This is a genomic window from Peribacillus aracenensis, assembly GCF_025175645.1.
GTDB classification, from domain to species: Bacteria; Bacillota; Bacilli; order Bacillales; family DSM-1321; genus Peribacillus; species Peribacillus aracenensis.
Genome location: NZ_JANZMJ010000008.1, coordinates 139,811 through 161,845 on the forward strand (window position 1 = coordinate 139,811; position 22,035 = coordinate 161,845).

24 protein-coding genes are annotated in these 22,035 nt (G+C 42.2%); 6 read left to right on the forward strand and 18 right to left on the reverse strand.

Annotated features, from left to right (window positions below):
- Positions 1 to 18: 18 nt before the first annotated feature.
- The 5 genes from thrB to yutH all read right to left on the reverse strand — a co-directional run bounded on the left by thrB (position 19) and on the right by yutH (position 5,527).
- On the reverse strand, positions 19 to 963 hold the full coding sequence (gene thrB / locus N0M92_RS10880) for a homoserine kinase (protein ID WP_260285716.1): 945 nt from the start codon (positions 961 to 963) through the stop codon (positions 19 to 21).
- Entirely contained in the window at positions 960 to 2,021 is a 1,062-nt protein-coding gene (thrC, locus tag N0M92_RS10885; protein WP_260285717.1) for a threonine synthase, read from the reverse strand. The genes thrB and thrC overlap by 4 nt, the downstream gene beginning before the upstream one ends.
- A complete protein-coding gene (locus tag N0M92_RS10890; RefSeq protein WP_192206941.1) occupies positions 2,018 to 3,316 on the reverse strand; it encodes a homoserine dehydrogenase in 1,299 nt (432 codons plus the stop codon). The genes thrC and N0M92_RS10890 overlap by 4 nt, the downstream gene beginning before the upstream one ends.
- 190 nt (positions 3,317 to 3,506) lie before the next feature.
- Positions 3,507 to 4,421, reverse strand: coding sequence for a L,D-transpeptidase family protein (locus N0M92_RS10895; RefSeq protein ID WP_260285718.1), 915 nt, complete (start codon positions 4,419 to 4,421; stop codon positions 3,507 to 3,509).
- Between the two features lie 104 nt (positions 4,422 to 4,525).
- Positions 4,526 to 5,527: a spore coat putative kinase YutH gene (yutH, locus tag N0M92_RS10900; protein ID WP_260285719.1), complete on the reverse strand. Its 1,002-nt coding sequence runs from the start codon at positions 5,525 to 5,527 to the stop codon at positions 4,526 to 4,528.
- A gap of 188 nt (positions 5,528 to 5,715) precedes the next feature.
- Between yutH and N0M92_RS10905 the strand changes: the two genes are divergently transcribed.
- On the forward strand, positions 5,716 to 6,213 hold the full coding sequence (locus tag N0M92_RS10905; RefSeq protein WP_260285720.1) for a phosphatidylglycerophosphatase A family protein: 498 nt from the start codon (positions 5,716 to 5,718) through the stop codon (positions 6,211 to 6,213).
- 58 nt (positions 6,214 to 6,271) lie between these two features.
- Here the strand turns inward: N0M92_RS10905 and N0M92_RS10910 are convergent, their stop codons facing one another.
- Both N0M92_RS10910 and N0M92_RS10915 read right to left on the reverse strand, forming a co-directional pair.
- The gene (locus tag N0M92_RS10910; RefSeq protein ID WP_260285721.1) at positions 6,272 to 7,039 is read right to left on the reverse strand and encodes a TIGR01457 family HAD-type hydrolase; all 768 of its coding nucleotides are present in this window, start codon (positions 7,037 to 7,039) and stop codon (positions 6,272 to 6,274) included.
- Positions 7,040 to 7,062: 23 nt separating this feature from the next.
- Positions 7,063 to 7,500, reverse strand: a complete 438-nt coding sequence (locus tag N0M92_RS10915) for a DUF86 domain-containing protein (RefSeq protein ID WP_260285722.1) — start codon at positions 7,498 to 7,500, stop codon at positions 7,063 to 7,065.
- Between the two features lie 423 nt (positions 7,501 to 7,923).
- Between N0M92_RS10915 and N0M92_RS10920 the strand changes: the two genes are divergently transcribed.
- Both N0M92_RS10920 and N0M92_RS10925 read left to right on the forward strand, forming a co-directional pair.
- Positions 7,924 to 8,190 (forward strand): DUF3055 domain-containing protein, encoded by a 267-nt coding sequence (locus N0M92_RS10920; protein ID WP_098371475.1) that lies wholly within the window; start codon positions 7,924 to 7,926, stop codon positions 8,188 to 8,190.
- 70 nt (positions 8,191 to 8,260) lie between these two features.
- Positions 8,261 to 8,548: a cytosolic protein gene (locus N0M92_RS10925; RefSeq protein WP_387705441.1), complete on the forward strand. Its 288-nt coding sequence runs from the start codon at positions 8,261 to 8,263 to the stop codon at positions 8,546 to 8,548.
- Between the two features lie 31 nt (positions 8,549 to 8,579).
- On the opposite strand, the gene N0M92_RS10930 is transcribed toward N0M92_RS10925, so the two are convergent.
- On the reverse strand, positions 8,580 to 8,855 hold the full coding sequence (locus N0M92_RS10930) for a YutD family protein (protein ID WP_076368161.1): 276 nt from the start codon (positions 8,853 to 8,855) through the stop codon (positions 8,580 to 8,582).
- A gap of 113 nt (positions 8,856 to 8,968) precedes the next feature.
- Here N0M92_RS10930 and N0M92_RS10935 point away from each other — a divergent pair, with 113 nt between their 5' ends.
- A complete protein-coding gene (locus N0M92_RS10935; RefSeq protein WP_260285723.1) occupies positions 8,969 to 9,631 on the forward strand; it encodes a YhcN/YlaJ family sporulation lipoprotein in 663 nt (220 codons plus the stop codon).
- Positions 9,632 to 9,669: 38 nt separating this feature from the next.
- Here N0M92_RS10935 and lipA read toward each other — a convergent pair whose 3' ends face one another.
- Positions 9,670 to 10,584 carry a lipoyl synthase gene (gene lipA / locus N0M92_RS10940; RefSeq protein WP_063234033.1) on the reverse strand — a complete coding sequence of 305 codons (915 nt, stop codon included), beginning with the start codon at positions 10,582 to 10,584 and terminating at the stop codon, positions 9,670 to 9,672.
- Positions 10,585 to 10,771: 187 nt separating this feature from the next.
- Here lipA and N0M92_RS10945 point away from each other — a divergent pair, with 187 nt between their 5' ends.
- Together N0M92_RS10945 and yunB are read left to right on the forward strand one after the other, a co-directional pair.
- The gene (locus N0M92_RS10945) at positions 10,772 to 11,761 is read left to right on the forward strand and encodes a M23 family metallopeptidase (RefSeq protein ID WP_397443839.1); all 990 of its coding nucleotides are present in this window, start codon (positions 10,772 to 10,774) and stop codon (positions 11,759 to 11,761) included.
- Between the two features lie 86 nt (positions 11,762 to 11,847).
- Entirely contained in the window at positions 11,848 to 12,597 is a 750-nt protein-coding gene (yunB, locus tag N0M92_RS10950) for a sporulation protein YunB (protein WP_260285724.1), read from the forward strand.
- Between the two features lie 22 nt (positions 12,598 to 12,619).
- Here the strand turns inward: yunB and N0M92_RS10955 are convergent, their stop codons facing one another.
- The 9 genes from N0M92_RS10955 to sufD form a co-directional block, all read right to left on the reverse strand.
- Positions 12,620 to 13,717 carry an HD-GYP domain-containing protein gene (locus tag N0M92_RS10955; protein ID WP_260285725.1) on the reverse strand — a complete coding sequence of 366 codons (1,098 nt, stop codon included), beginning with the start codon at positions 13,715 to 13,717 and terminating at the stop codon, positions 12,620 to 12,622.
- Positions 13,718 to 13,896: 179 nt separating this feature from the next.
- Positions 13,897 to 14,199, reverse strand: coding sequence for a YunC family protein (locus N0M92_RS10960; RefSeq protein ID WP_260285726.1), 303 nt, complete (start codon positions 14,197 to 14,199; stop codon positions 13,897 to 13,899).
- A gap of 55 nt (positions 14,200 to 14,254) precedes the next feature.
- Complete coding sequence (locus N0M92_RS10965; RefSeq protein WP_260285727.1) at positions 14,255 to 15,646, reverse strand: bifunctional metallophosphatase/5'-nucleotidase; 1,392 nt, start codon at positions 15,644 to 15,646, stop codon at positions 14,255 to 14,257.
- A gap of 16 nt (positions 15,647 to 15,662) precedes the next feature.
- The gene (locus N0M92_RS10970; RefSeq protein WP_260285728.1) at positions 15,663 to 16,490 is read right to left on the reverse strand and encodes a sulfite exporter TauE/SafE family protein; all 828 of its coding nucleotides are present in this window, start codon (positions 16,488 to 16,490) and stop codon (positions 15,663 to 15,665) included.
- Between the two features lie 83 nt (positions 16,491 to 16,573).
- On the reverse strand, positions 16,574 to 17,422 hold the full coding sequence (locus tag N0M92_RS10975; protein ID WP_260285729.1) for a DUF72 domain-containing protein: 849 nt from the start codon (positions 17,420 to 17,422) through the stop codon (positions 16,574 to 16,576).
- A 197-nt stretch (positions 17,423 to 17,619) separates the two neighbouring features.
- Positions 17,620 to 19,017, reverse strand: coding sequence for a Fe-S cluster assembly protein SufB (sufB, locus tag N0M92_RS10980; RefSeq protein WP_260285730.1), 1,398 nt, complete (start codon positions 19,015 to 19,017; stop codon positions 17,620 to 17,622).
- A gap of 55 nt (positions 19,018 to 19,072) precedes the next feature.
- Entirely contained in the window at positions 19,073 to 19,501 is a 429-nt protein-coding gene (gene sufU, locus N0M92_RS10985; RefSeq protein WP_076368171.1) for a Fe-S cluster assembly sulfur transfer protein SufU, read from the reverse strand.
- Complete coding sequence (locus N0M92_RS10990) at positions 19,491 to 20,720, reverse strand: cysteine desulfurase (protein WP_141992867.1); 1,230 nt, start codon at positions 20,718 to 20,720, stop codon at positions 19,491 to 19,493. Before N0M92_RS10990 ends, sufU begins: the two co-directional genes overlap by 11 nt.
- Complete coding sequence (gene sufD / locus N0M92_RS10995) at positions 20,720 to 22,021, reverse strand: Fe-S cluster assembly protein SufD (protein ID WP_260285731.1); 1,302 nt, start codon at positions 22,019 to 22,021, stop codon at positions 20,720 to 20,722. The genes N0M92_RS10990 and sufD overlap by 1 nt, the downstream gene beginning before the upstream one ends.
- Positions 22,022 to 22,035: the final 14 nt, after the last annotated feature.

Below are 22,035 nucleotides of genomic sequence, written 5' to 3' on the forward strand. Positions count from 1 at the left end.
ACGGCAAATGAACATGGCTTACGATTTCAAAAATTTCAATTCCCTTTTTTCCTGTTCTGAAAGGATTGCCGTATAACTGCCATCATTATCGATTTCCAATTCTTTCACAAGAAATTCCGGAAACCTTTCCTTCAATCCAGTGAGCAAACCTTCACTTTTTTCTGCCGATGCCAAGCATAAAACAGTTGGTCCCGCTCCGCTTAATGCTGCACCAAATCCGCCTTCATTAAGGACAACCTCTTCTATAAGCCCTAAATGAGGGACTAACTCCGCTCTATATGGTTGATGGAAACGATCACTTTGCATCATTTCACCAACAAGCTTCCAATCTTTTGATAGAACACCCGCCAGCAAAACATTTGCGGCTGCACTTCCACTTATTGCATCTTTATAGGAAAGCGAATTCGGAAGGACATTTCTTGAATCCTCAGTAAGCAATTCAAAATTGGGAATGACAGCAATCACCTTAACTCCCTCGATTGGAAACGACACGACATCCGTTCTTTCATCCGTATGAAGACCCACGACCAATCCACCATACACAGATGCCCCCGCATTGTCCGGATGCCCTTCAAAGAGGGAAGCATGCCTATTCTTCTCATCATCGGATAAATGCAGTTCACCAACGATGTTCGCCAATTCAATCCCGGCCACAATGGCAGAGGCACTGCTTCCAAGACCCCGCGCCAGCGGAATTTCGCTAGAGACGAAAAGCCGGCATGGGGATAGTTCTTTTCCATAGTAAGCCGCCGTTTCCTTGGCAATCTGGACGATATAATTACGATCATCTTTTGGAAAAACAGACATTTCCTCTGAAAGCGGAACGACTTCCCAATGATCTGATGAAGATCCGTGTATTTCCAGGTAAAGTCCTAACGCCAAGCCGATGGAATCGAATCCTGGGCCTAAGTTGGCCGTACTTGCTGGTACACGGATCAAGAACATCTCCGATTCTGCACTCATGCCTGCTTCACACCCTGCAGATGTTCTAAAATGACTTCTTCGTCCATTGGCAGCAATGTCGGCTGAATCGTACTTGTATCGACTGCCACATTCGGATCCTTCAATCCATTTCCAGTCAATACAGCAACAATCTTACTTCCTTTTTTGACTTCACCGTTTTTTAGTTGTTTATAGATACCTGCAATGGAAGCACAAGATGCCGGCTCTGCAAAAACCCCTTCTTTTTTAGCAAGGAAATGGTAGGCTTCAAGAATTTCTTCGTCTGTCACCTCATCGATTTTGCCTTTGGATTCATTTGCTGCTTCCACAGCAAAGTTCCAACTTGCAGGATTTCCAATCCGGATGGCTGTTGCAATCGTTTCTGGATTTTCAATGATGCTATCCCGGACAATTGCAGCCGCACCTTCAGCTTCGAACCCTCTCATTTCAGGAAGGCCCGTTTGTTTCGATTCGTTATATTCTTTAAAGCCTTTCCAGTAAGCAGTTATATTACCTGCATTCCCGACAGGAAGCGCCAAAATATCCGGTGCCGAGCCGAGAGCATCACAAATTTCGAATGCCGCTGTCTTCTGCCCTTCAATCCGGTATGGGTTGACCGAATTCACAAGAGTTATCGGTGAGCTCTCACTAAGTGAACGAACGATTTTTAAAGCTTGGTCGAAGTTCCCTTCGATCGAGATGATTTCCGCTCCATACATAACGGCTTGGGCAAGCTTGCCCATGGCTATTTTACCTTCCGGGATGACAACGATACAGCGCAGGTTGGCACGGGCCGCATAAGCTGCTGCAGCCGCAGATGTATTCCCGGTGGAAGCACAGATGATCGTGTCGCTGCCCTCTTCTATCGCCTTGGCGACAGCCATGACCATTCCGCGGTCTTTAAATGATCCAGTTGGATTTGCCCCTTCATACTTTACGTGTAAATCGATTCCCCACTCTTCGGATAATCGATTCAGTCTGATTAAAGGAGTATTACCCTCCAAAAGGGTTAGTGCAGGTGTGTTTTCATTAACGGGTAAAAAATCTTTATACGTGCTTATAAGTCCTTGCCAGCTCATTTGATGTCCTCTCCTTCAACTCTGTATGTGCTTTTCACTTCTCTTACCATATTGTAATCATTTAATTTCTGTATTATTTGCTCAAATGCAGCTTTTGTGGCAGTATGCGTAACCAATACGATTTCGGAAGATTCCTTTTCATCCAGGGGCAATTGAAGGATTTTATCGAATCCTACCCCATGCTCGGCAAATAAATTCGTGATTTTGGCTAAAACGCCGACTTCATCTTGAACATGTAATCGAATGAAGAATTTAGCGAAAATCTCAGTACCATCTTTCAATTGTTTCGGGTACTGAGGTGAAACGGCACTGCGGCCATTTACGCCCAGCCTCATATTCTTAATGACCGTCACCATATCCGAAACGACTGCAGTCGCAGTAGGAAGACTGCCAGCCCCCGGTCCGTAAAACATCGTTTCCCCTACGGCTTCCCCATAAACGTATACAGCATTATACTCATTATTTACCGATGCTAGCGGATGTGCTTCAGGAAGCAGTGCAGGCTGGACACTTACTTCGACCCGATCCCCTGCCCTGGAAGCGACACCGATCAATTTCATTGTATAACCAAGCTTCTTGCTATATCTCAAATCCTCTTCGGATATCTCGGTAATGCCCTGTACCTCAACATCATTCAAGCCAATGTTCATGGAGAACCCAAGTGTGGAAAGGATCGCCATTTTACGGGCCGCATCCAAACCGCCTACATCGGCTGTCGGATCAGCTTCAGCAAATCCCAGCTCCTGAGCTTCCTTCAATACGTCATCATAAGCTCTGCCTTCCTTGCTCATTTTCGTTAAAATGAAGTTTGTCGTTCCATTGACGATTCCCATCATTTTCGTGATGCGGTCAGAAGATAATCCATCAACAAGTCCGCGTAAAATCGGGATTCCCCCTGCAACACTTGCTTCATAGAACAAATCACATTGATTCTCGGTGGCCAATTCCAGCAATTCCGGTCCATATAAAGCCATTAGGTCTTTATTGGCCGTAACGATATGCTTTTTATTCTTTATTGCCTCTATCAGATAACCGCGTGTTTCTTCGATTCCACCCATCACTTCTATTACAACATCAATCTCGGGATTCGAAAGGATATCCTCAGGATTGTCTGTTAATATACCTTTATCGATCTCGATAAGCCTCTCCTTCGTCGTATCTTTGACTAGTATCTTCTTAATCGATATGGAACAGCCCACTTGGTGCATGAGCTTGTCCTGATGGCTTTCAATGATTTGTACGACTCCTGATCCAACTGTACCTAACCCCAATAAACCGATCGAGATGGCTTTCATATTTCTATTCCCCCTTAAAAACTGTTTGCCTGAAGAAGACGTTTGTATTTGTATAGTAGACATTATAAGTTTAATTCATATAATTATCAATAGTTAGAAAAGATGGATGCACGAACTTTTTTCGTCCATCCCTTGAACGAGTAAGGACGGGTAAAGCTAAATTTTTTATGGGAAACCATTTTGATGATTATTACTTAACGCTCTTCAATGAATCATTAGTGCCCATTACAATATGTGGCTTTTGAACGGGATCCATCCATTTCAGTATACTGACGACATTCTTTTCTGCCGTGGCTGTACATCCAGCCGTCGGTTTTGTACTCCCTCTCCATATATGAAGGAAGATTGCACTTCCTTTTCCTTTTACGATGGGATTCGTATTATAATTGATGACAGCCCCATACTTATAGAGTTCATGATTCATCCTTTCGAAAGACTTCCATTTAACTGTAGGATTTCCTTTATAGGTTTTCCACTTGTTATAATCCGTGGATGTCTGATCATCAACCCAGTAGTCATATTTAGTCGTTTTCTTATAACTCATTTTCACTCCTGCCGGCTTCGTTTCGCTTCCAAAGGCTGTACCAAATGAATAAATCCCGACCGGGGATTTCCCATCCCCTTCTTTTTTGCTCTTCGTGAAGCCATTTTTCCCAATGACGCCCTCCATCTTCTTCAATGCCCGGCGCCATTCCCCTTGTTTCTTCTCATAAGTTTGGATCGTGACCTTCGTATCACTCATCGCTTTACCTGTCACAGATACAATTTGGTTAACGCCTTTTCTCCCATCGAATTTCTTCAAAATGGCTTTTTCACCGGAACTGAAAACCTCTTTTGCATCTGCCATATTGATATATGCGGTCCTATTTGAGTGACAGACCTTATACCAGCTACCGGTTCTTCCGCTTGCCGATAATTCTTTATTTTTCTTATAAGTTTTTAACGTTTTACTTGCAGCCGACGCCTTTTGCTTCACATCCGCATCAGACTTCGTGACAATCTTGAATTGAGTTGCTTCGCAGCCCGTTTTCGTTTCAGCTTTCGCAAGATTTGCTGTTTGGATGATTAAAAGGGCTATAAAGGCGGCCATCATCAATCTTTTCATGGTCCCATCCTTCCGTAGTGATCAATATCTAATTATTCTAAAAAATCTTGTTATCATCATAACATAGTAAATAAGAATGAATCATATTTCTTTCCCGTTTTTATCTAAATCCAGTCAATTTTAGGCAAATCATATTGCTTGGCAGGGATCTCTGCCAATTCATAAAAATGTTTGAGGAAAGACTCATATTGTTGGGAGGATTTCGTGATCGAATATATTTTATCCTCCAATTGGTTCGACCTTGATTCCGTCGTTTTTGAAAAATACTCTTCCACCGTTTCAAAATAATGAATGGGAAATAGCATCCTCGAATATAATAACCGGGCCGAAAAGCTGGAGAACGGTTCTATGGACTGATATTCGTGAAAGAAATGGCCAATTCCCCGCTGATGGGTGTGCACATTTTGAAAATAATGTTCCCTCACCCATTCCGCGACATCCCTGGTTCCGTGGTCAAATACCCAATCGAACGGATTTTTCATCCACTTATTGCTTTTCCACGTATCATGTAAAAAACGTTCATAACATACCGTTCCACTATCGACAATTTGCGGGGTATCATCGATTTCCGTGTCGACTAAATATTGAATCGCATTTTCACCTAGGACCATATAATAGGGAAAGGTTTCTATAAATAATTTTTCAAACTGGTTATCAGGATGGGCGATGAGCTTATCCCGCCAAATCTTTTCTAACTGATCGATCCTTTGTTCCCAGAGTTCTTTCCATTTACCGATCCTTGAACATGTACGAATCGTATCATTAATCGTTCTCCCACGCTGATGGAATCTTGCCAGACGCCTTCCTGGGTTGAAATTTCTCGGACCTTCCAATGCCTGATTGGCAAGAAGGACGAATAATTGTTCATCCGCTTCCGAAACATAGCTTCCATGATTGGCAAGGACAAAGGCGGATACGTGACGATCACCTTGTGAAATCAGATGTTGAGACATTTTATAACGTTCCACTAATTCCTCCTGCTCCATATTTTCAATGGGAACGATACTGTACACCATATTTCCTGAACGGAAGCTTGGAAACCTGACATTGGTTTCTTCAAGCTCCACCTGTATCCCATAATTATTAAAAATGATTTCTTCTATCATGGAATGGCCCCCTTCATCAAATGGATATAATAGAAATATTGGACATCATACTCTTATATATATGTGGAATAACCCGTTTTCTGAATGATTATCGAAACCTTATTAGAAATTCCAATCAAAACGTTTAATCAAATCAAACTATCTGCATTAGAAACTTCCCTTTAAAATATAGAGAAATGGGTGATGACATGGCTAATATCGAACAATCAATGTCTGAAAAAACGGCTCGAAAATGGCTAATTGACCGAGGAGTGAAATTGGAGGATATCGCTGAGCTTGTCATGTATTTACAATCAGGCTACCATGAAAATCTCCAAATGTCCGATTGCCTTCACAACGTCGAACGGGTCCTTTCAAAACGCGAAGTCCAAAATGCCATCCTTACCGGCATTCAGTTGGATATTCTAGCTGAGAAAAAACTGCTCGAGGAGCCATTACAGAGCATCATTGAAATAGATGAAGGCCTATATGGGGTCGATGAAATATTGGCATTTTCAATTGTGAATGTTTATGGATCCATCGGCTTTACCAATTATGGTTTCATCGATAAACAAAAGCCGGGTATCTTAAAATATTTAAACGATAAAAGCACGGGTAAGGTGAACACCTTTTTAGATGATATCGTTGGGGCAATTGCAGCTGCCGCTTCAAGCCGGCTTGCCCATAGAACCGAAAATGGGGAATAGTAAACTTATGATATTCACGACAAAAAAACCAGGGCTGCATTCGCAGGCCTGGTTTTTTTCATTCGAAGCGCCATAAGTCGAGGGTGTCCACCACATGCGTCGGCTGCTTCTTATATTGCTTTAAGCGTTCTTTTGTCGTTACGCCAGTATGTACAAGCAGTGTATCGATCCCTGCATTGATCCCGGCAAGGATATCCGTATCATAGTTATCTCCAACCATGATTGTCTCTTCTTTAGGTACCCCTAGTACTCTTAGAGCTTGCTCGACTATGACGGATTCAGGTTTTCCGATGAAAATCGGTTGTACCTGGGTCGAAACGGAAACTACTGAGGTCAAGGCACCATTCCCCGGTAAAAGGCCTTGCTCTGTAGGAATGGCAATATCACCATTGGTCGAAATGAAAACAGCGCCATCTCTTACAGCAAGACAGGCTTTTGATAATTTTTCATAATTGACGCCGCGGTCGATGCCCATTACCAGAAAGTCTGGATGCTCTTCCACAAGCTTCATTCCTTTTTCCTTAAGAGCCTCGATGATGCCTTCTTCACCTACCACATAAACCGATGCATCTTTATTTTGTTCAGCTATGTAATTGGCAGTGGCCATGCTTGTCGTGAAAACCTGGTCATCTTCCGTCGATATGCCGATGCTTCTCAATTTATCAGCCACCTGTGCCGGAGTCCGGGATGAATTATTTGTGACGAATAAATAAGGGATATCCCTTTTCCTTAGGTCATTAATAAACCCTGCGGCTTCCGCAATTTGTTCAGTCCCGCGATACATGGTGCCATCCAAGTCAATTAAATATCCTTTATACGACTTCATTTGAATTCGCCTTCCTAACGCTGCTAGTTTTTAAAAGCTGATACAGGTCCCAATTCATTTGTTAAATAGTTCCTCACCAAATCCGGGAATTGCTTGAATGCCCTGATATTTTCCGAAAATACGGCATGCAGTTCTTCGTGATTCACTTCAATGAAGTCTTGAACCAGCATTTTCCTTAGCGGCAACACCTTTTTGAATTGTATCGCTTTTTCTTCAGAAATGACTTTTTCATCTTGAAGGATATCGATAATATCTTCATAACTTCCTGGATCACGCATAATAAAACCATCAATTACCGCATTTCCTACGTCCAATACGGAATCGATGGAAGTTTGTATGAGCCTTTCAGCGATAAGTTCCGAAAGATCTCCATCCCAATTATCATGCCCTTCAAAAAGTCCAAGCTGCTTTTCAAGAAAACCTAATATTTGTTCAATCTTTTGGCGGTCTACAAAGTACATTTTTTTCCAGATCCTTTCTGATCTAAGATGATATAGGGAATCATTGGTTGAAATAGCGGCATAATAAACCCCTGTGCCGAACCAACCTTATTCCTTGATAATACCATAGCTTCTCCCTTACTCTCAATTCCTTCAACCACAACCATTGTACCATCCAATAACTAACAGAAGCGGGTGTGTTACACATTGCCTTTTCTATGGGTGCATTTCCCAAGATCAACTCCAAGAAAAACAATTCACGATCCCATTTATATTCTTACCATTTTCATTTAATCGATGAACGCTTATGATTGCCGGAGGTTCCTAAGGCTCATGAGGAGCGACGCGGTTCTCAGGCAGAAGCCCCGAAAATGTTTGTTCCCCAATTGAAGTCACTTTGTTATGATGGAACTACAAATGTGAAGATAAGAAGGGATTGATACTATGGAAGATCGTTTTTATTTATACAATGACGTCGTTGATTCAAAAACCCGGTTCATAAGCTTCATGGGAGAGGAATCAAGATTCGATCTGGCCATTACGACCACCGATCGTTTTTATGGAAAGAAGCTCGTTTTAAATATGCAGAGTAATCGTTTCGCGATTATTGGGCCTGATGATTTAGAAGAGGAAGGCTATCTTGAGCATGCCTTTCAGTTATCAGAAGCGGAGGCCGAAGAGCTGCGTCACTTTTTAATGGAAATCGTCTGAGAGCTGAAGTTTTTTATCTTAAACGGGAAACCTACTGAATGTAAGATCGATTACATGAGGGGGGATTATCTTGGACAAAGAAGAATACCACGATTTTTCCAATGTCGAAAAACAGAGGGATTATTTAATTCCTGAAGAATTTCCCGAAGGGCCTTTTGGATCAGCCATAGCAAAAGATGCACCAGTTCAGAATAAAAACACCCCTTGGCAGGAAGGGCAACGATATCAAAGTGCCTTTAATTATGAAAATAAATCGTTGCACGAAAATTTACCTCGAAAATATCCTGGTGCTCATCCGACACATGATGATTCAGAAAAAGATGAACAGCCTCCATATAAAGGATATGGCAGCTCTTAACACGAAAAGGCCAGAGAGAATTCTGGCCTTTTTATTTCTTTATTTTCTTTACGACGAAATAAGGACAGCCAAAATTGCAGTATTCATATAAATATTCACTAAGCGTGCTTATTTTCGTATCAAAGGTCGCTTTCTGATTATTATCGTCAAAAAATCCACGCAGTCTCAATTGCCCATAACCCCAATCCCCTACTATATAATCATACTTCGTTAAAATCTCACTGTATCTGGCCTTAAACGCTTCTTCGTTATAGCCTTCCCTTTCATTCTCAATTATTTCATAGGTCATGTTATTGATGTTAATCATTGTTTTCACCTCTCATATATACATTCCTTCTTTAAATTATAACTGATTCCCCATCAATTACTAAGCGAAAAATAGAGAAATATGTTCATCCTAAAGTTACGGGGGTGTTATTGATGAAGAAAACAATAATAACGATAGGTTTAAGTTCGATTATTGCACTGACCGGATGTGCTGATAAAGCAAAAGATCAGGGGCTTGGTGCAAAAAACCATGCCGGTAACCCAACAAACGTAAATAATCCAACTCAATATTATGACGAGGATTATCGTAATAATGACAATAAAAGTGATGATTTCGGTTTTACCCGCACAAATAGTGCAACCATTGATGGCCGTAACATTTCCAACAAAGCTGCTTCCATTGACCGTGAACAACTATCTGATGTCATTTCTAAACTGAGTGTTCAGATTCCGAATGTCAATGATGCCGCTACCCTTGTTACTGATGAGGAAGTGCTTGTCGTATATGATACCAATGCCAAGGATCGGACGGAAACCGCAGACCAAGTTAAACGCACTGCCATGTCCGTCGTGCCTCGCTATTATCATGTTTACGTCAGTGATGATTATCAAGCCCTTGCCCAAGATGTCGAGAACTTCTCTACTTTGAAATCCGGCAGCAAAGGGATTGACTATACGATCGAACAAACCATCAAACGAATGCTGAAGTCGCCTCAAGGTTACAAAATGAGTGACGAAGAAAATGAAAACGGGGAAATGGTTAACGATAAAAGAGATCATCACGATAACATCCATCAAAAAATGGATAACCGTTAATAAAAAAGGACCGAATTTTTTCGGTCCTTTATTTTACTCTATTTCAATAATTCTTCACCTTTGTTTTGCTTATGTTTTGCCGCAGCATTAACCTGTTCATCCGCATGGTAGGATGAACGGACAAGCGGACCGGACTCACAATGGCTGAAGCCTTTTTCCAATGCACGTTCCTTCAGCTCCGCAAATTCCTCAGGCGTGTAGTATTTCAGCACCTTTAAATGCTTTTTAGTCGGCTGCAAATACTGGCCGATCGTCATGATATCCACATTATTAGCCCTTAAGTCATCCATGGTCTCGAGGATTTCCTCCCGCGTTTCACCCAAACCTACCATTAAACTGGACTTTGTCGGAATTTCCGGATACAGTTCCTTGGCTCTTCTTAAAAGCTCCAATGAACGTTCGTATTTAGCCTGAGCCCGTACACGGTCGGATAAACTTCTGACAGTCTCTATATTATGGTTCAGGATATCTGGTTTAGCATCCATCAAAGTCTTGATATTTTCAAACACCCCGCCCATATCGGACGGTAATACTTCAATTGACGTAAAAGGATTTTTCCGTCGGATGGCACGGACGGTTTCAGCGAAAACTTCAGCGCCTCCATCCTTTAAATCATCACGGGCAACAGCTGTAATGACGACATGCTTTAAATTCATCAAAACAACGGAATCGGCAACACGCTCCGGTTCAGCCCAGTCCAATTCATTTGGACGTCCGGTTGTAACAGCACAAAAGCGGCAAGCCCTTGTACAAATCTCACCTAAGATCATGAAAGTAGCTGTCCTTCTCACTGCCCAGCATTCGTGAATATTCGGACATTTTGCCTCTTCACAGACGGTATGAAGATTTTTCTCGCGCATCATATTTTTTAAACCGAGGTAATTTTCGTTAGTATTAAGCTTTATTTTCAACCAATCTGGTTTACGAAGAATTTCTTTATTTGTAGAAGACATGAAAATGCCACTCCATTCTATAGAAATTAACACACCCTACTTTAACAATAAAAAAGCATTTATACAAGTTATAGTTGGTTTCCCATTATTTATTTTTCATGTTTATAGCTAAATCAGCAAAACTATAAAAGATGGATGGACTGATGTCTTTTAAATACGGAAAATGTCATGAAAGGAGCCTGCCCCGTTGAAAAAATTATTCCTTATTACCATAACATGTTTGTTTATTTTGAATGCACCAGGCCAAGTGGCTGATGCTGCCGATGCCCCAGATGTATATGCCGGGAGGATCGAGCTATATAAAAATATGGAGGCCACCCTTCAAATCCCGTGGTATTACCTTGCTGGGGCTGATCAATATGAGCACAGCCTCAGGGCTGCACGAAGGGATTTAGAGCCGGCAAAGGGTTTAATTGGCATCCACATCGAGCCTTCAAAGTGGAGCGGGGCCCTCAATCCTGATTTAAACGACGTGAACCCGCTCACGATCACATTTTTTGATGGGTTGGGCCACGATGGTAATGGTGATGGCAAAGCTGATATCACGAATGATACAGATCGATTGTATGCGTTTTCGAGGCATCTCCAATCTTATGGTGCTGATGAAGATAATATCCGGATCGGCTTGTGGGATTATTATAAACGAGATAAAGCCGTCAGCATCATTATCGGCAATGCCGAGATCTATAAAAAATATGGCCGGTTGGATCTACATGAAAAAGCCTTCCCGGTTCCAGTACGCACTCATTATACGTACTTAAATACATGGGGAAGCGCTCGTGGATGGGGCGGAAGGAGAATCCATGAGGGCACTGATATTTTTGCGGATTATAGCCTTCCCGTTCGTTCCACGAGCTATGGGATCATTGAAATGAAAGGCTGGAATAAATTCGGCGGTTGGCGGATTGGGATACGGGACTTAAATAATACCTATCATTACTTTGCCCATTTAAGCGGCTTTGAAAAGGGGTTGAAAGTCGGACAAATCGTCGAGCCAGGACAAGTCATCGGAGGTGTAGGCAGTACAGGTTACGGCCCTCCAGGAACTTCCGGAAAATTCCCTCCACATCTTCATTACGGAATGTACAAAGACAACGGAATTACAGAATGGAGCTTTGACCCTTACCCCTATTTAAGATTATGGGAAAGGAAGGATCTGGCTAAAAAACAAAAGTGAGCGGCGTGAATTTTACGCTGCTTTTTTTTGATTCGAACATAAACCCCCAAACTTGATGCATAGTTATTAGTAAAGGGGGCTAAAGCGTGTTCCGAAAAAGATTTCGAACGAAGAAATTCCGAAAAAAGGGGCCTCTTCCCACCCGAAAAGTATTTCTCTATTCATTTATCCTGTTTATCATATCAAGCATCATGACCCTTTGGTACGTGGACAAATCAATCGAACCCGTGATCATGAGTGTAGCCGAATATGAAATCAAACGGATTGCAACGGAAACGATTCATGAATCTGTCGATGAGAATATAGCGAAGGTTGATATGAACAAAATCATCACCAGCACCAAGGGCGGTAAGGACTCCAGCTCTTCCTATAGCTTCAATCCGGTCATATACAGTGAATTGCGGGCTAACATTACGAATGATATTCAAGAAAAACTTGGCATCAAACAGGGAAACCCTTTTAAAACAGGTTCAGCCAAAATAAATGATGAACAATATAAAAGTGTGGTCTATTATATACCCTTTGGTGTCGTAACCGGGAATAACCTCCTTTCCAATTACGGCCCTGAAATCCCAGTGAAAATGTCGGTCATCGGGAATGTTGAATCGGATTTGAGGACAAAACTGACAAACGCAGGCATCAATAATGTTTATTATGAATTGATTGTGGATTTCGATGTCAATATTCAAATCGTCATCCCCTCATTCACAAAGGAGACCAAGGTGAGTCAGGAAGTGACAGTCGGAAGCCTGCTGATCGAAGGCGATGTTCCAAGTTATTTTAGTAACGGAAACGGTTCGGTGGCACCTCCCATCATGAAGGAAAACAAGGAATGAAAAAACCAGCTTATCCTTGAGGTTAGGCTGGTTCTTGTATATTAAGACATTTCATGATAAGCAAATGCAGGTTTTTATTCAAGTCCACTTCATACGGCTCTTTGATTTGCTCCCCATCTTCTTCAAGAATCCTTATCATGGGGCGGTCTCCTATCCCCTCGTTCTGAGCGGATACTACCCCTTTCCTCCCATCATTCAATTCAACGGATAGACCATTAGGGTAAATGGCAACCGCCCGGCGGAAAGCCTCGATGACCGTATTATCGAACTTTTTCCCGACTCCGGCATAAAGGACTTCCAATCCTTGATGCGGCAGCATGGCCTTACGGTAAGCCCGGTTGGAAGTCACGGCATCAAACACATCGGCAACGGCAATGATCTTGCAGAAATAATGGATTTTATCTCCTTTTATCCCACGGGGATACCCTGATCCATCTAACCGTTCATGGTGCTGATAGGCACAATTCGCAACTAAAAGGGACACGGCATGAACATTCTTAATTAGATGGAAACCATAATCGGCATGTTTTTGGATTTGTTCAAACTCCTCTTCCGTCAGCTTACCGGGTTTATGGAGGATTTCCAAAGGCACGAGCATTTTGCCGACATCATGTAAAATCGCTCCCAGCCCAAGAATTTCGAGATTCTTATCATTGATTTTCAATTCCATCCCGATCGCCAGGGTATATAAGGTCACATTGAAGGAATGAGTAAAGATATAATCATCGTATGTATAAACGTCGGCCAATAAAGTCATTAACTCCTTATTCCTTTTCAGCTCGCCCATGATGTTCCGGACTATTTGAGTGAACTTGACGTTAGCCTGCTCTATCGTGAATGACCCAGCAAGGTTCATTTTGTTCTTCATGTCCAGGAAAGTGGTTTCAATCGTATTAATGGCTTCTTTTCGTAGTTTACCTGACACTGGAGGCCTGGGAATAATGTCATCCGTCCTGGAATCTTGAATGTAAACAAAGGGAATATTTAGGGACACCAGTCGATTGATCATTTTCTGCGTTAATGTAAGACCCTCGCACAATAGGATATGGCCCCGCTCATTATAGATGTTTTTACCGAGCCTCGCTCCAGGGCTTAGGGACTTTGTAATAGCTAGCCTCATACTTGTACTCCATTTCCCCATTCAATATTTGTAAATCAAACCGTTTCTTTCCTTTATAAGGATTATCGGAAAATATTTTGATAAATGAATCTGTTTGAACGCATTTATTGAAAAATATTATCAGCATTTTCTTAGATAAAAAAATAAGGCCCCCTTCAAAAATAAGAAAGCCCCCCTTTTCAAATCATTTTGATTAATGCCTCTCTACCAATCATTCCTGGATGAATGCCCTTTTCCACAGCCTCCCAGGTAACTGATTCAAGCGGCGCTTCCAATAGTTCTTCAAACGATTTAACTCCTGTGGCCCTTCCTGCAAGGATTTTACGATCTCTCAATTTATCATTCAGCAGTCCAACATCTAACGCACCGCACATTATATACCCTTTTTCGGACGTGATAGCAAGTAAATTCGTTTTGGGAAGTCGGACAGAAATGGCAAGGAATGTATGATTATCAAGAATGATTGGTATCATGTTAATCAAATGGTTTCGCCCCTCTCTTCCCCATACTTTATGAAAAAAAGGGCGAAACCGTGATTTAGAGTTTGGTGTTTGCGTATATTTTTTCCAGCTTCCACAAAAGGATATCCCGTAAGAATTCCGGTAGTAAGTATTCCTTGCGATTGGAACGCTGGATACTTGGGAAGAAGTGCCCAAACGTGAACATATCAGGTATTGCCAGTTTATAGGACTTATCCGTCTGCAGTTTCTCCCCTTTTATAAGTATTCCTTTTACGATTCCATTCTCCATTTCGTTAAATTCAATTTGATCATAATGCATGACTCCCATGATTTTTCCGCGGAAACCGAAACCTTTCACCTGTACATGAGGCCACTCCTCATTTCTCGATTGCATCAAGATTTCTTTTAATTCATTCCCATTAACTTCAACGACGCAAGGATTGATGGGGTGTGGACAGATTCTGTGAATATCCCCTTTTGTGACAGGTCCCTTTGGCAGCCCTTCGAGCAGAAGACCGGCATTCAAAAAGGAACAATCCGCCTGAGTCCACTCCCTTAGGGCATCCCCAAGGAGTTCAGTCAAAGGACTTCCTTTGAACCATTCATTATCCAGTGCTTCGGGTAAATCCACTGCAACCTGTTTTAGCGTTTCCCCTCCGGCCTGGTATATCTCTTCAATCCATGACCGTTCATTCTCCAATTCCAAAAAGTCATTGGTATCATAAAGAATGGCGCTCTTATGGCTAACTTTCCTTTCCTGATTGACGGTCATTTCCACCTGTCCAACATAGAAGCCATATTTCCCTGCACCGCAAAGGAGTGTATCATTGATCAATTTACCTTGGTGGAGGATGTGGTGGGTATGCGCGCCAAGTATGATGTCGATCTCCGGAAAATCCTCTGCCATCCTCTCATCGTCATGGATGCCCAGGTGGGAAAGGATGATGATTACATCCGCCTCTTTTTTGACCTTTTCGAGCTGTGCCTTTAACTCCACGAATGGGTCTGTTATTTCCCAGCCCATCGCAGAATAAAACTTTTGAAAAAAGGCCGTCAAACCTATCATGGCAACTTTTGTGCCTTTTACCGTCGTATGTATCCAATATGGCAGCGCCCATTCCGGCCTTTCATAATCACCGTAATATATATTGGCTGCCAAGACCTTGAACTTTGCATGATCATACAAGGAGTCTAACGCCTCATGAGGTAAAGTGATTCCTTCATTATTGCCGATGGTCACATATTGGTAGCCCGCTTCATTTAGCAGTTCAATATTTCCTTTACCCAACGTACCTTCTGTATATGGATGCCAACGGTCCACATGATCGCCTATATCCAGTATGATCGCTTCTTCTCCCGTTTCTTGATGAAGTTGTCTTCTTTCCTTAAGAAACTTATCAATACGAGGCCAATTCTCAAAATGACTATGGAGATCATTGGTGTGATACAAATGGATGATTTCTGACATCATTTCTCCTCCTCGTTTATCCTGTAATACCTTGATATATAAGACGTAAACCAATGATTATCAGCACTATTTTCAACATATTTTCCAGCGACCCACTCTTTAGGCGCGTATTGATGAATGCGCCCAATTTAGCACCGAACCAAGCACCAGGAATCAGGGCAAAAGCATATGGCCAATTTACATTTCCAAGGGAAATATGCGTAATCGAATTAGTGATGGAAGATAGAAATACCATGAACATCGAAGTCGCTACAGCCATATGCGGAGGGAAGAAGAATAGAAGCATCATGACGGGAACCATTAAGGCCCCACCGCCAATTCCAAATAACCCAGAGCAGAATCCCACGACAAAAGAAATCAATATAGCCAACAGGGGGTGGTAACCATAGGAAAATGAATGTCCATTTTCAGTTTTATACGTCTTTACAATTTTCCCTTTTCCAGGCTTGAAAAGCATTGGCTTCAAACGATTTTTCACTAATAACACAATAGCCATGAAAACCATGAAAATTCCAAAGTACAACGAAAAAGCTTCGGCGTTAAGATTTTTATTCACATTGGCCCCTATTATTCCACCAGGAGCACTGCCAATAAAAAAGATTAAGCCGGCCTTATAATCCACCACTTTATGTTTTAAATAAGATAAAGTAGAAGAAAGGCCGGTAAAAATCATGATGACTGTTGAAATACCTACGGCGACCTGAGGAGTCAGCTCATCGATAATATTCGTAGATGTACCTAAATATAAAAGAGAAGGCACAATGATAATGCCGCCGCCCAGACCGACAAGAGCGCCTATTGCTCCCGCTAATAATCCAATCCCAACTAATACTAACCATACCATGAAGAAATCCGCCTTTACCTGTTTGTGAGGTTATTACCTCTCTAGCTTGTCACATCATCTCTTTATTAATTATATAATGCCCCTTAAAACAAACCAAGCTGCTTAGGAGCCAGTCCTTCATATTCTATACCAAGCAACTCAATCATTTGTTTGGCATTATCAGCAGCGTCTCCGCCTGAGTTATTGTTGAATAGGACATATATCACCTTGGATTCTTTTTCCAATTTCCTGATTTTCTCCACCCAGTCTATCAATTCCTGGTGATTATATCTATATAAGTATCTGACCTCACGCCAGTTATCACCTGAAGAAGGCCTTTGCCAACCATGCAGGTTACGGCCATGAAAGCGTATCAGGGTTTTATCTTTATCGGCGGCATGCAGAACGACAGGGATGGACCCCTCTCCAGCCTGCGGCTCATCGCATACAGTATGGATCCAGCCTTCCTTTTCGATAAAGTCCAAAGTCTGCTGAAATACATTGGGCCTGTACCAGCTTTGATTCCGAAATTCAATGGCAACTGGAATATTGCCCATTTCAGCTTTGCACCATCGCAGGTAATTCACATTTTCCCGTTTACAATCAAACCATGGCGGAAACTGAAATAAGACCATCGCGAGCTTACCGGACTTCTGATAAGCTTCCAGAGAGTCGCAAAATGCCTTGAACATTTCCTTCTTGCTTTCAAATGGGATTTCCCCACGCTGATGTCCTGTCATCCCTTGATAGGCTTTAACGACAAACTGGAATGATGCAGGCGTCTCGGATACCCACTTTTCACTGTTCCTCTTTGGCTGGACTGCATAGAATGAGGCATCCACCTCCACAACGGGAAAATGAGCACCGTACTCTTTGAGTTTATCACGCTGGGACACACCGCCATGATACAAACTATCATGATCACCCCAACCGGTCACACCAACATAAATCATCTGCATCATCACTCCTTTGGGACAGGCCCCAATTACTGAAGTCTTCTTCTTTTATTATTTTTTACCCTTATTGAGCCATATCTAATCTTTGGTATAAGGACGTGAATATCAAAAACAAAAAGCCTGCCAGACAGACCCGGCAGGCTTTTTGTATGAATGGTTATCCTGAATCGCCTTACAGGCAGGCCAGTCGGTTATTAACCGATGGATCCTTCCATTTCGAACTTGATCAGACGGTTCATTTCAACCGCATATTCCATTGGAAGTTCTTTTGTAAATGGTTCGATGAAGCCCATTACGATCATTTCCGTTGCTTCTTGCTCAGAAATTCCGCGGCTCATCAAGTAGAACAATTGTTCTTCAGATACTTTGGAAACCTTCGCTTCGTGTTCAAGGGAAATGTTGTCATTCAAGATTTCATTATAAGGGATCGTATCAGATGTAGACTGATTATCCATGATTAATGTATCACATTCAATGTTGGAACGAGCTCCATCCGCTTTACGTCCGAAATGAACGATACCACGGTATGTTACTTTACCGCCCTGTTTAGAAATTGATTTTGATACAATCGTTGAAGATGTATTAGGAGCCAGGTGAATCATTTTTGCTCCAGCATCTTGGTGTTGGCCTTTGCCGGCAATGGCAATCGATAATGTCATACCGCGAGCGCCTTCACCTTTTAAGATGACAGCAGGATATTTCATTGTCAATTTGGACCCGATGTTACCATCGACCCATTCCATTGTTGCGTTGGCATCACAAACCGCACGTTTCGTAACCAGGTTAAACACGTTGTTTGCCCAGTTTTGAATCGTCGTGTAACGGCAGTAGGCATCTTTCTTGATGACGATTTCAACAACCGCACTATGAAGGGAGTTAGTCGTATAAACAGGTGCTGTACAACCTTCGACATAGTGAACGGATGCGCCTTCATCAACAATGATGAGCGTACGCTCGAATTGCCCCATGTTTTCAGAGTTAATCCGGAAATAAGCTTGAAGCGGAGTATCCACTTTTACGCCTTTTGGTACATAGATGAAAGATCCGCCTGACCAAACTGCTGAGTTCAATGCAGAGAATTTATTGTCAGTAGGCGGGATTGTTTTTCCAAAGTGCTCACGGAAGATATCTTCATTTTCACGAAGTGCTGAGTCCGTATCTTTAAAGACGATACCCATTTCTTCCAATTCTTCTTTCATGCTATGGTAAACCACTTCTGATTCGTATTGAGCAGATACGCCGGCAAGATATTTTTGTTCGGCTTCAGGAATTCCCAATTTATCAAAAGTCTGTTTGATTTCATCAGGAACTTCATCCCAAGATTTCTCTGATTTCTCTGATGGCTTAACATAGTATGTGATTTCATCAAAATTCAGGCTCTGCATGTCGCCGCCCCATTGAGGCATTGGCATGTTGTAAAAATGCTCCAATGATTTCAAACGGAAATCAAGCATCCATTGCGGTTCATCCTTCATTCGAGAAATTTCTTCCACGATTTCTTTTGTCAGACCACGCTTTGAACGGAAGATGGAAACATCTTTATCCGCAAAGCCATATTTATAATCGCCGATTTCAGGCATTTTCTTTGCCATAGCTCGTATTCCTCCATTTCAAATGGCTGAATGACAACAGCTCATTTTAATTTAATTATTCCTTCAATCCCTTTTCCATGGCTTTCCAAGCTAAGGTCGCACACTTGATTCGGGCTGGGAATTTAGAGACACCTTGAAGGGCTTCAATATCCCCAAGGTCCATCTCATCGTCGTATTCTTTTCCCTGGATCATTAAGGAAAAAGTCTCGGATATCGCTAGGGCAGTATCAACGTCTTTGCCTTTGATGGCTTGAGTCATCATGGAAGCCGAACTCATGGATATCGAACAACCATCACCATCGAATTTAACATCGCTGACCTTGCCATCTTCAATCTTCATCGTTAAACGAATCCGATCGCCGCAAGTTGGATTATTCATATCGATAGTCATGCTGCCATCCTCTAGCATGCCCTTATTACGTGGTTTCTTATAGTGATCCATAATGACTTGTCGGTAAAGTGTATCTAGGTTATCAAAAGACATTACTGAAATACTCCTTCGTTTTAACAAGCCCGGATACGAGCTTATCAATATCTTCTTCCGTGTTATATAGATAGAAACTTGCTCTTGCCGTCGATGATACGTCCAACCATTTCATTAATGGCTGTGCGCAATGATGACCGGCGCGGACAGCAATTCCATCTGCATCAAGAACGGTAGCGACATCATGTGGATGTACGTCATTAATATTAAAGGTTATTACACCCGCACGCTTTTCTGCATCTTTAGGACCGAATATGGTCAGCCCTTCGACTGCTGACATTTTTTCCATTGCATAAGCGGCAAGCTTATGTTCATGCCGTTCAATATTATCCAAGCCGATTTCTTCCAAGAAATCAATTGCAGCACCAAGGCCGATGGCGCCGGCAATGATCGGGGTACCGCCTTCGAATTTCCACGGGAGTTCTTTCCATGTAGACTCTTGTAAACCTACAAAATCAATCATCTCTCCGCCGAATTCAATCGGCTCCATTTTTTCCAGAAGTTCTTTTTTGCCATATAATACGCCGATACCTGTTGGACCGACCATTTTATGACCTGAGAAGGCAAAGAAATCACAATCCAGATCACGGACATCGACTTTTAGGTGCGGCGTGCTTTGCGCCCCGTCGACTACCATTACAGCACCGTGTTCATGGGCAATTTTCGCGATTTCCTTCACAGGATTGATGACACCAAGTACATTCGAAACCTGCATGATGGAAACGATTTTCGTTGCGTCTGTAATCGTTGCCCTAACATCATCAAGGGAAATCGTGCAATCCTCTTGAAGCGGAATATACTTCAGTACAGCGCCTTTTTCTTTGGCAAGCTGCTGCCACGGAATGATATTACTGTGATGCTCCATGTAGGAGATGACGATTTCGTCACCCTCTTTAATATTTGCACCACCGTAACTTCTTGCTACAGTATTTAAAGAAGTCGTTGTGCCTCTTGTAAAGATGATTTCTTCTGTAGAAGAAGCATTAATGAATTTACGTACCTTTTCACGTGCACCTTCATACGCATCCGTAGCTTTTGTTCCAAGTGTATGCACCCCGCGGTGAACATTCGAGTTGTATCCGCGGTAATATTGCTCAATCGCTTCAATCACTGCAGCCGGTTTTTGAGAGGTTGCAGCACTATCTAAATAAACTAATGGCTGACCATTGACTTCTTGATCTAATATCGGAAAAAGCTTACGAATTTCGTATGGGTTCATTACTGTACTTTCCTTTCAATGACCGCTACTAATTGTTTTTTAACTCCCTCAATTGGAAGCTGGTTAACAACAGGGGCCAAGAATCCGTGAATGACAAGTCTTTCTGCTTCTTTCTTAGTAATACCACGGCTCATTAAATAATACAGTTGAAGCGGGTCGACACGACCGACGGAAGCAGCATGGCCAGCCGTTACATCATCTTCATCAATCAAGAGGATTGGATTGGCATCTCCGCGTGCTTTTTCACTTAACATCAATACGCGTGATTCTTGTTCGGCATTTGACTTTGTAGCGCCATGCTCTATTTTCCCAATTCCATTAAAAATGGAGGATGCAGCGTCTTTCATGACACCGTGCTTAAGGATATAGCCCTCAGAGCGTTTGCCATAATGAATGATCGCTGTCGTAAAGTTCTGTTTTTGTTCCCCGCGTCCGACTACAACGGATTTAGTATCACCGTGAGAGCCATCGCCCATTAGATATGTTGTATTATCCGATATCGTATTTCCATCGTTCATCATGCCAAGTGCCCACTCAATACGAGCGTCACGTCCTGCCACCCCACGGCGGTTAACGTACGTCGTGAAGCCTTTAGAAAGGGTATCGACCGCTCCGTACTCCACTTTGGCATTCGCATTTGCAAATACCTCCGTTACGATGTTGGCAACCCCTTCGTTAGACTCAACGCTTGAGAAGTAGTTCTCTACATATGTGACAGAGCTATTATCTTCCGCTACGATCAAGACATGGTTGAAAAGTGTAGCATCTGGATTATCCAATAGGAATACCGACTGGATCGGCTCTTTGATTTCTACATTTTTCGGAACATAAAGGAATGCTCCCCCATTAACTAATGCAGCATGAAGCGCCGTTAAACGATGTTCATCTATCTTAACGCCGTCTTTCATGAAATATTTTTGCACGAGCTCAGCATGGTCGCGAGCCGCTGTTAAAATATCCGTGAAAATGACGCCTTGTTCTTTCACATTTGCTGACAGATTGATATGTGCCGGCGTATTATTGCGTTGAATGTATAAGTTTTCATTTTCTTCAACGATGGATTTAATTTCTTCCGGAAGCTCCTCTAAAGAAGCAAAAGCTTCACTTTCAACTGTATGAGTCTGGAAAGAAGTAAAATTCCATTTATCGATTTTCGTTTTATCCGGCTTTGGCATCGGGAGCTTTTCTAATTCAGAAAACGCTTGAATCCGAAGCTCGGATAACCAAGCTGGATCATTATTTTTAGTTGAATAGGAGCTTATATCCTCTTGTTCAAACGGTAATTTCGTTTCTGTAGTCATTGCAAATCCTCCTA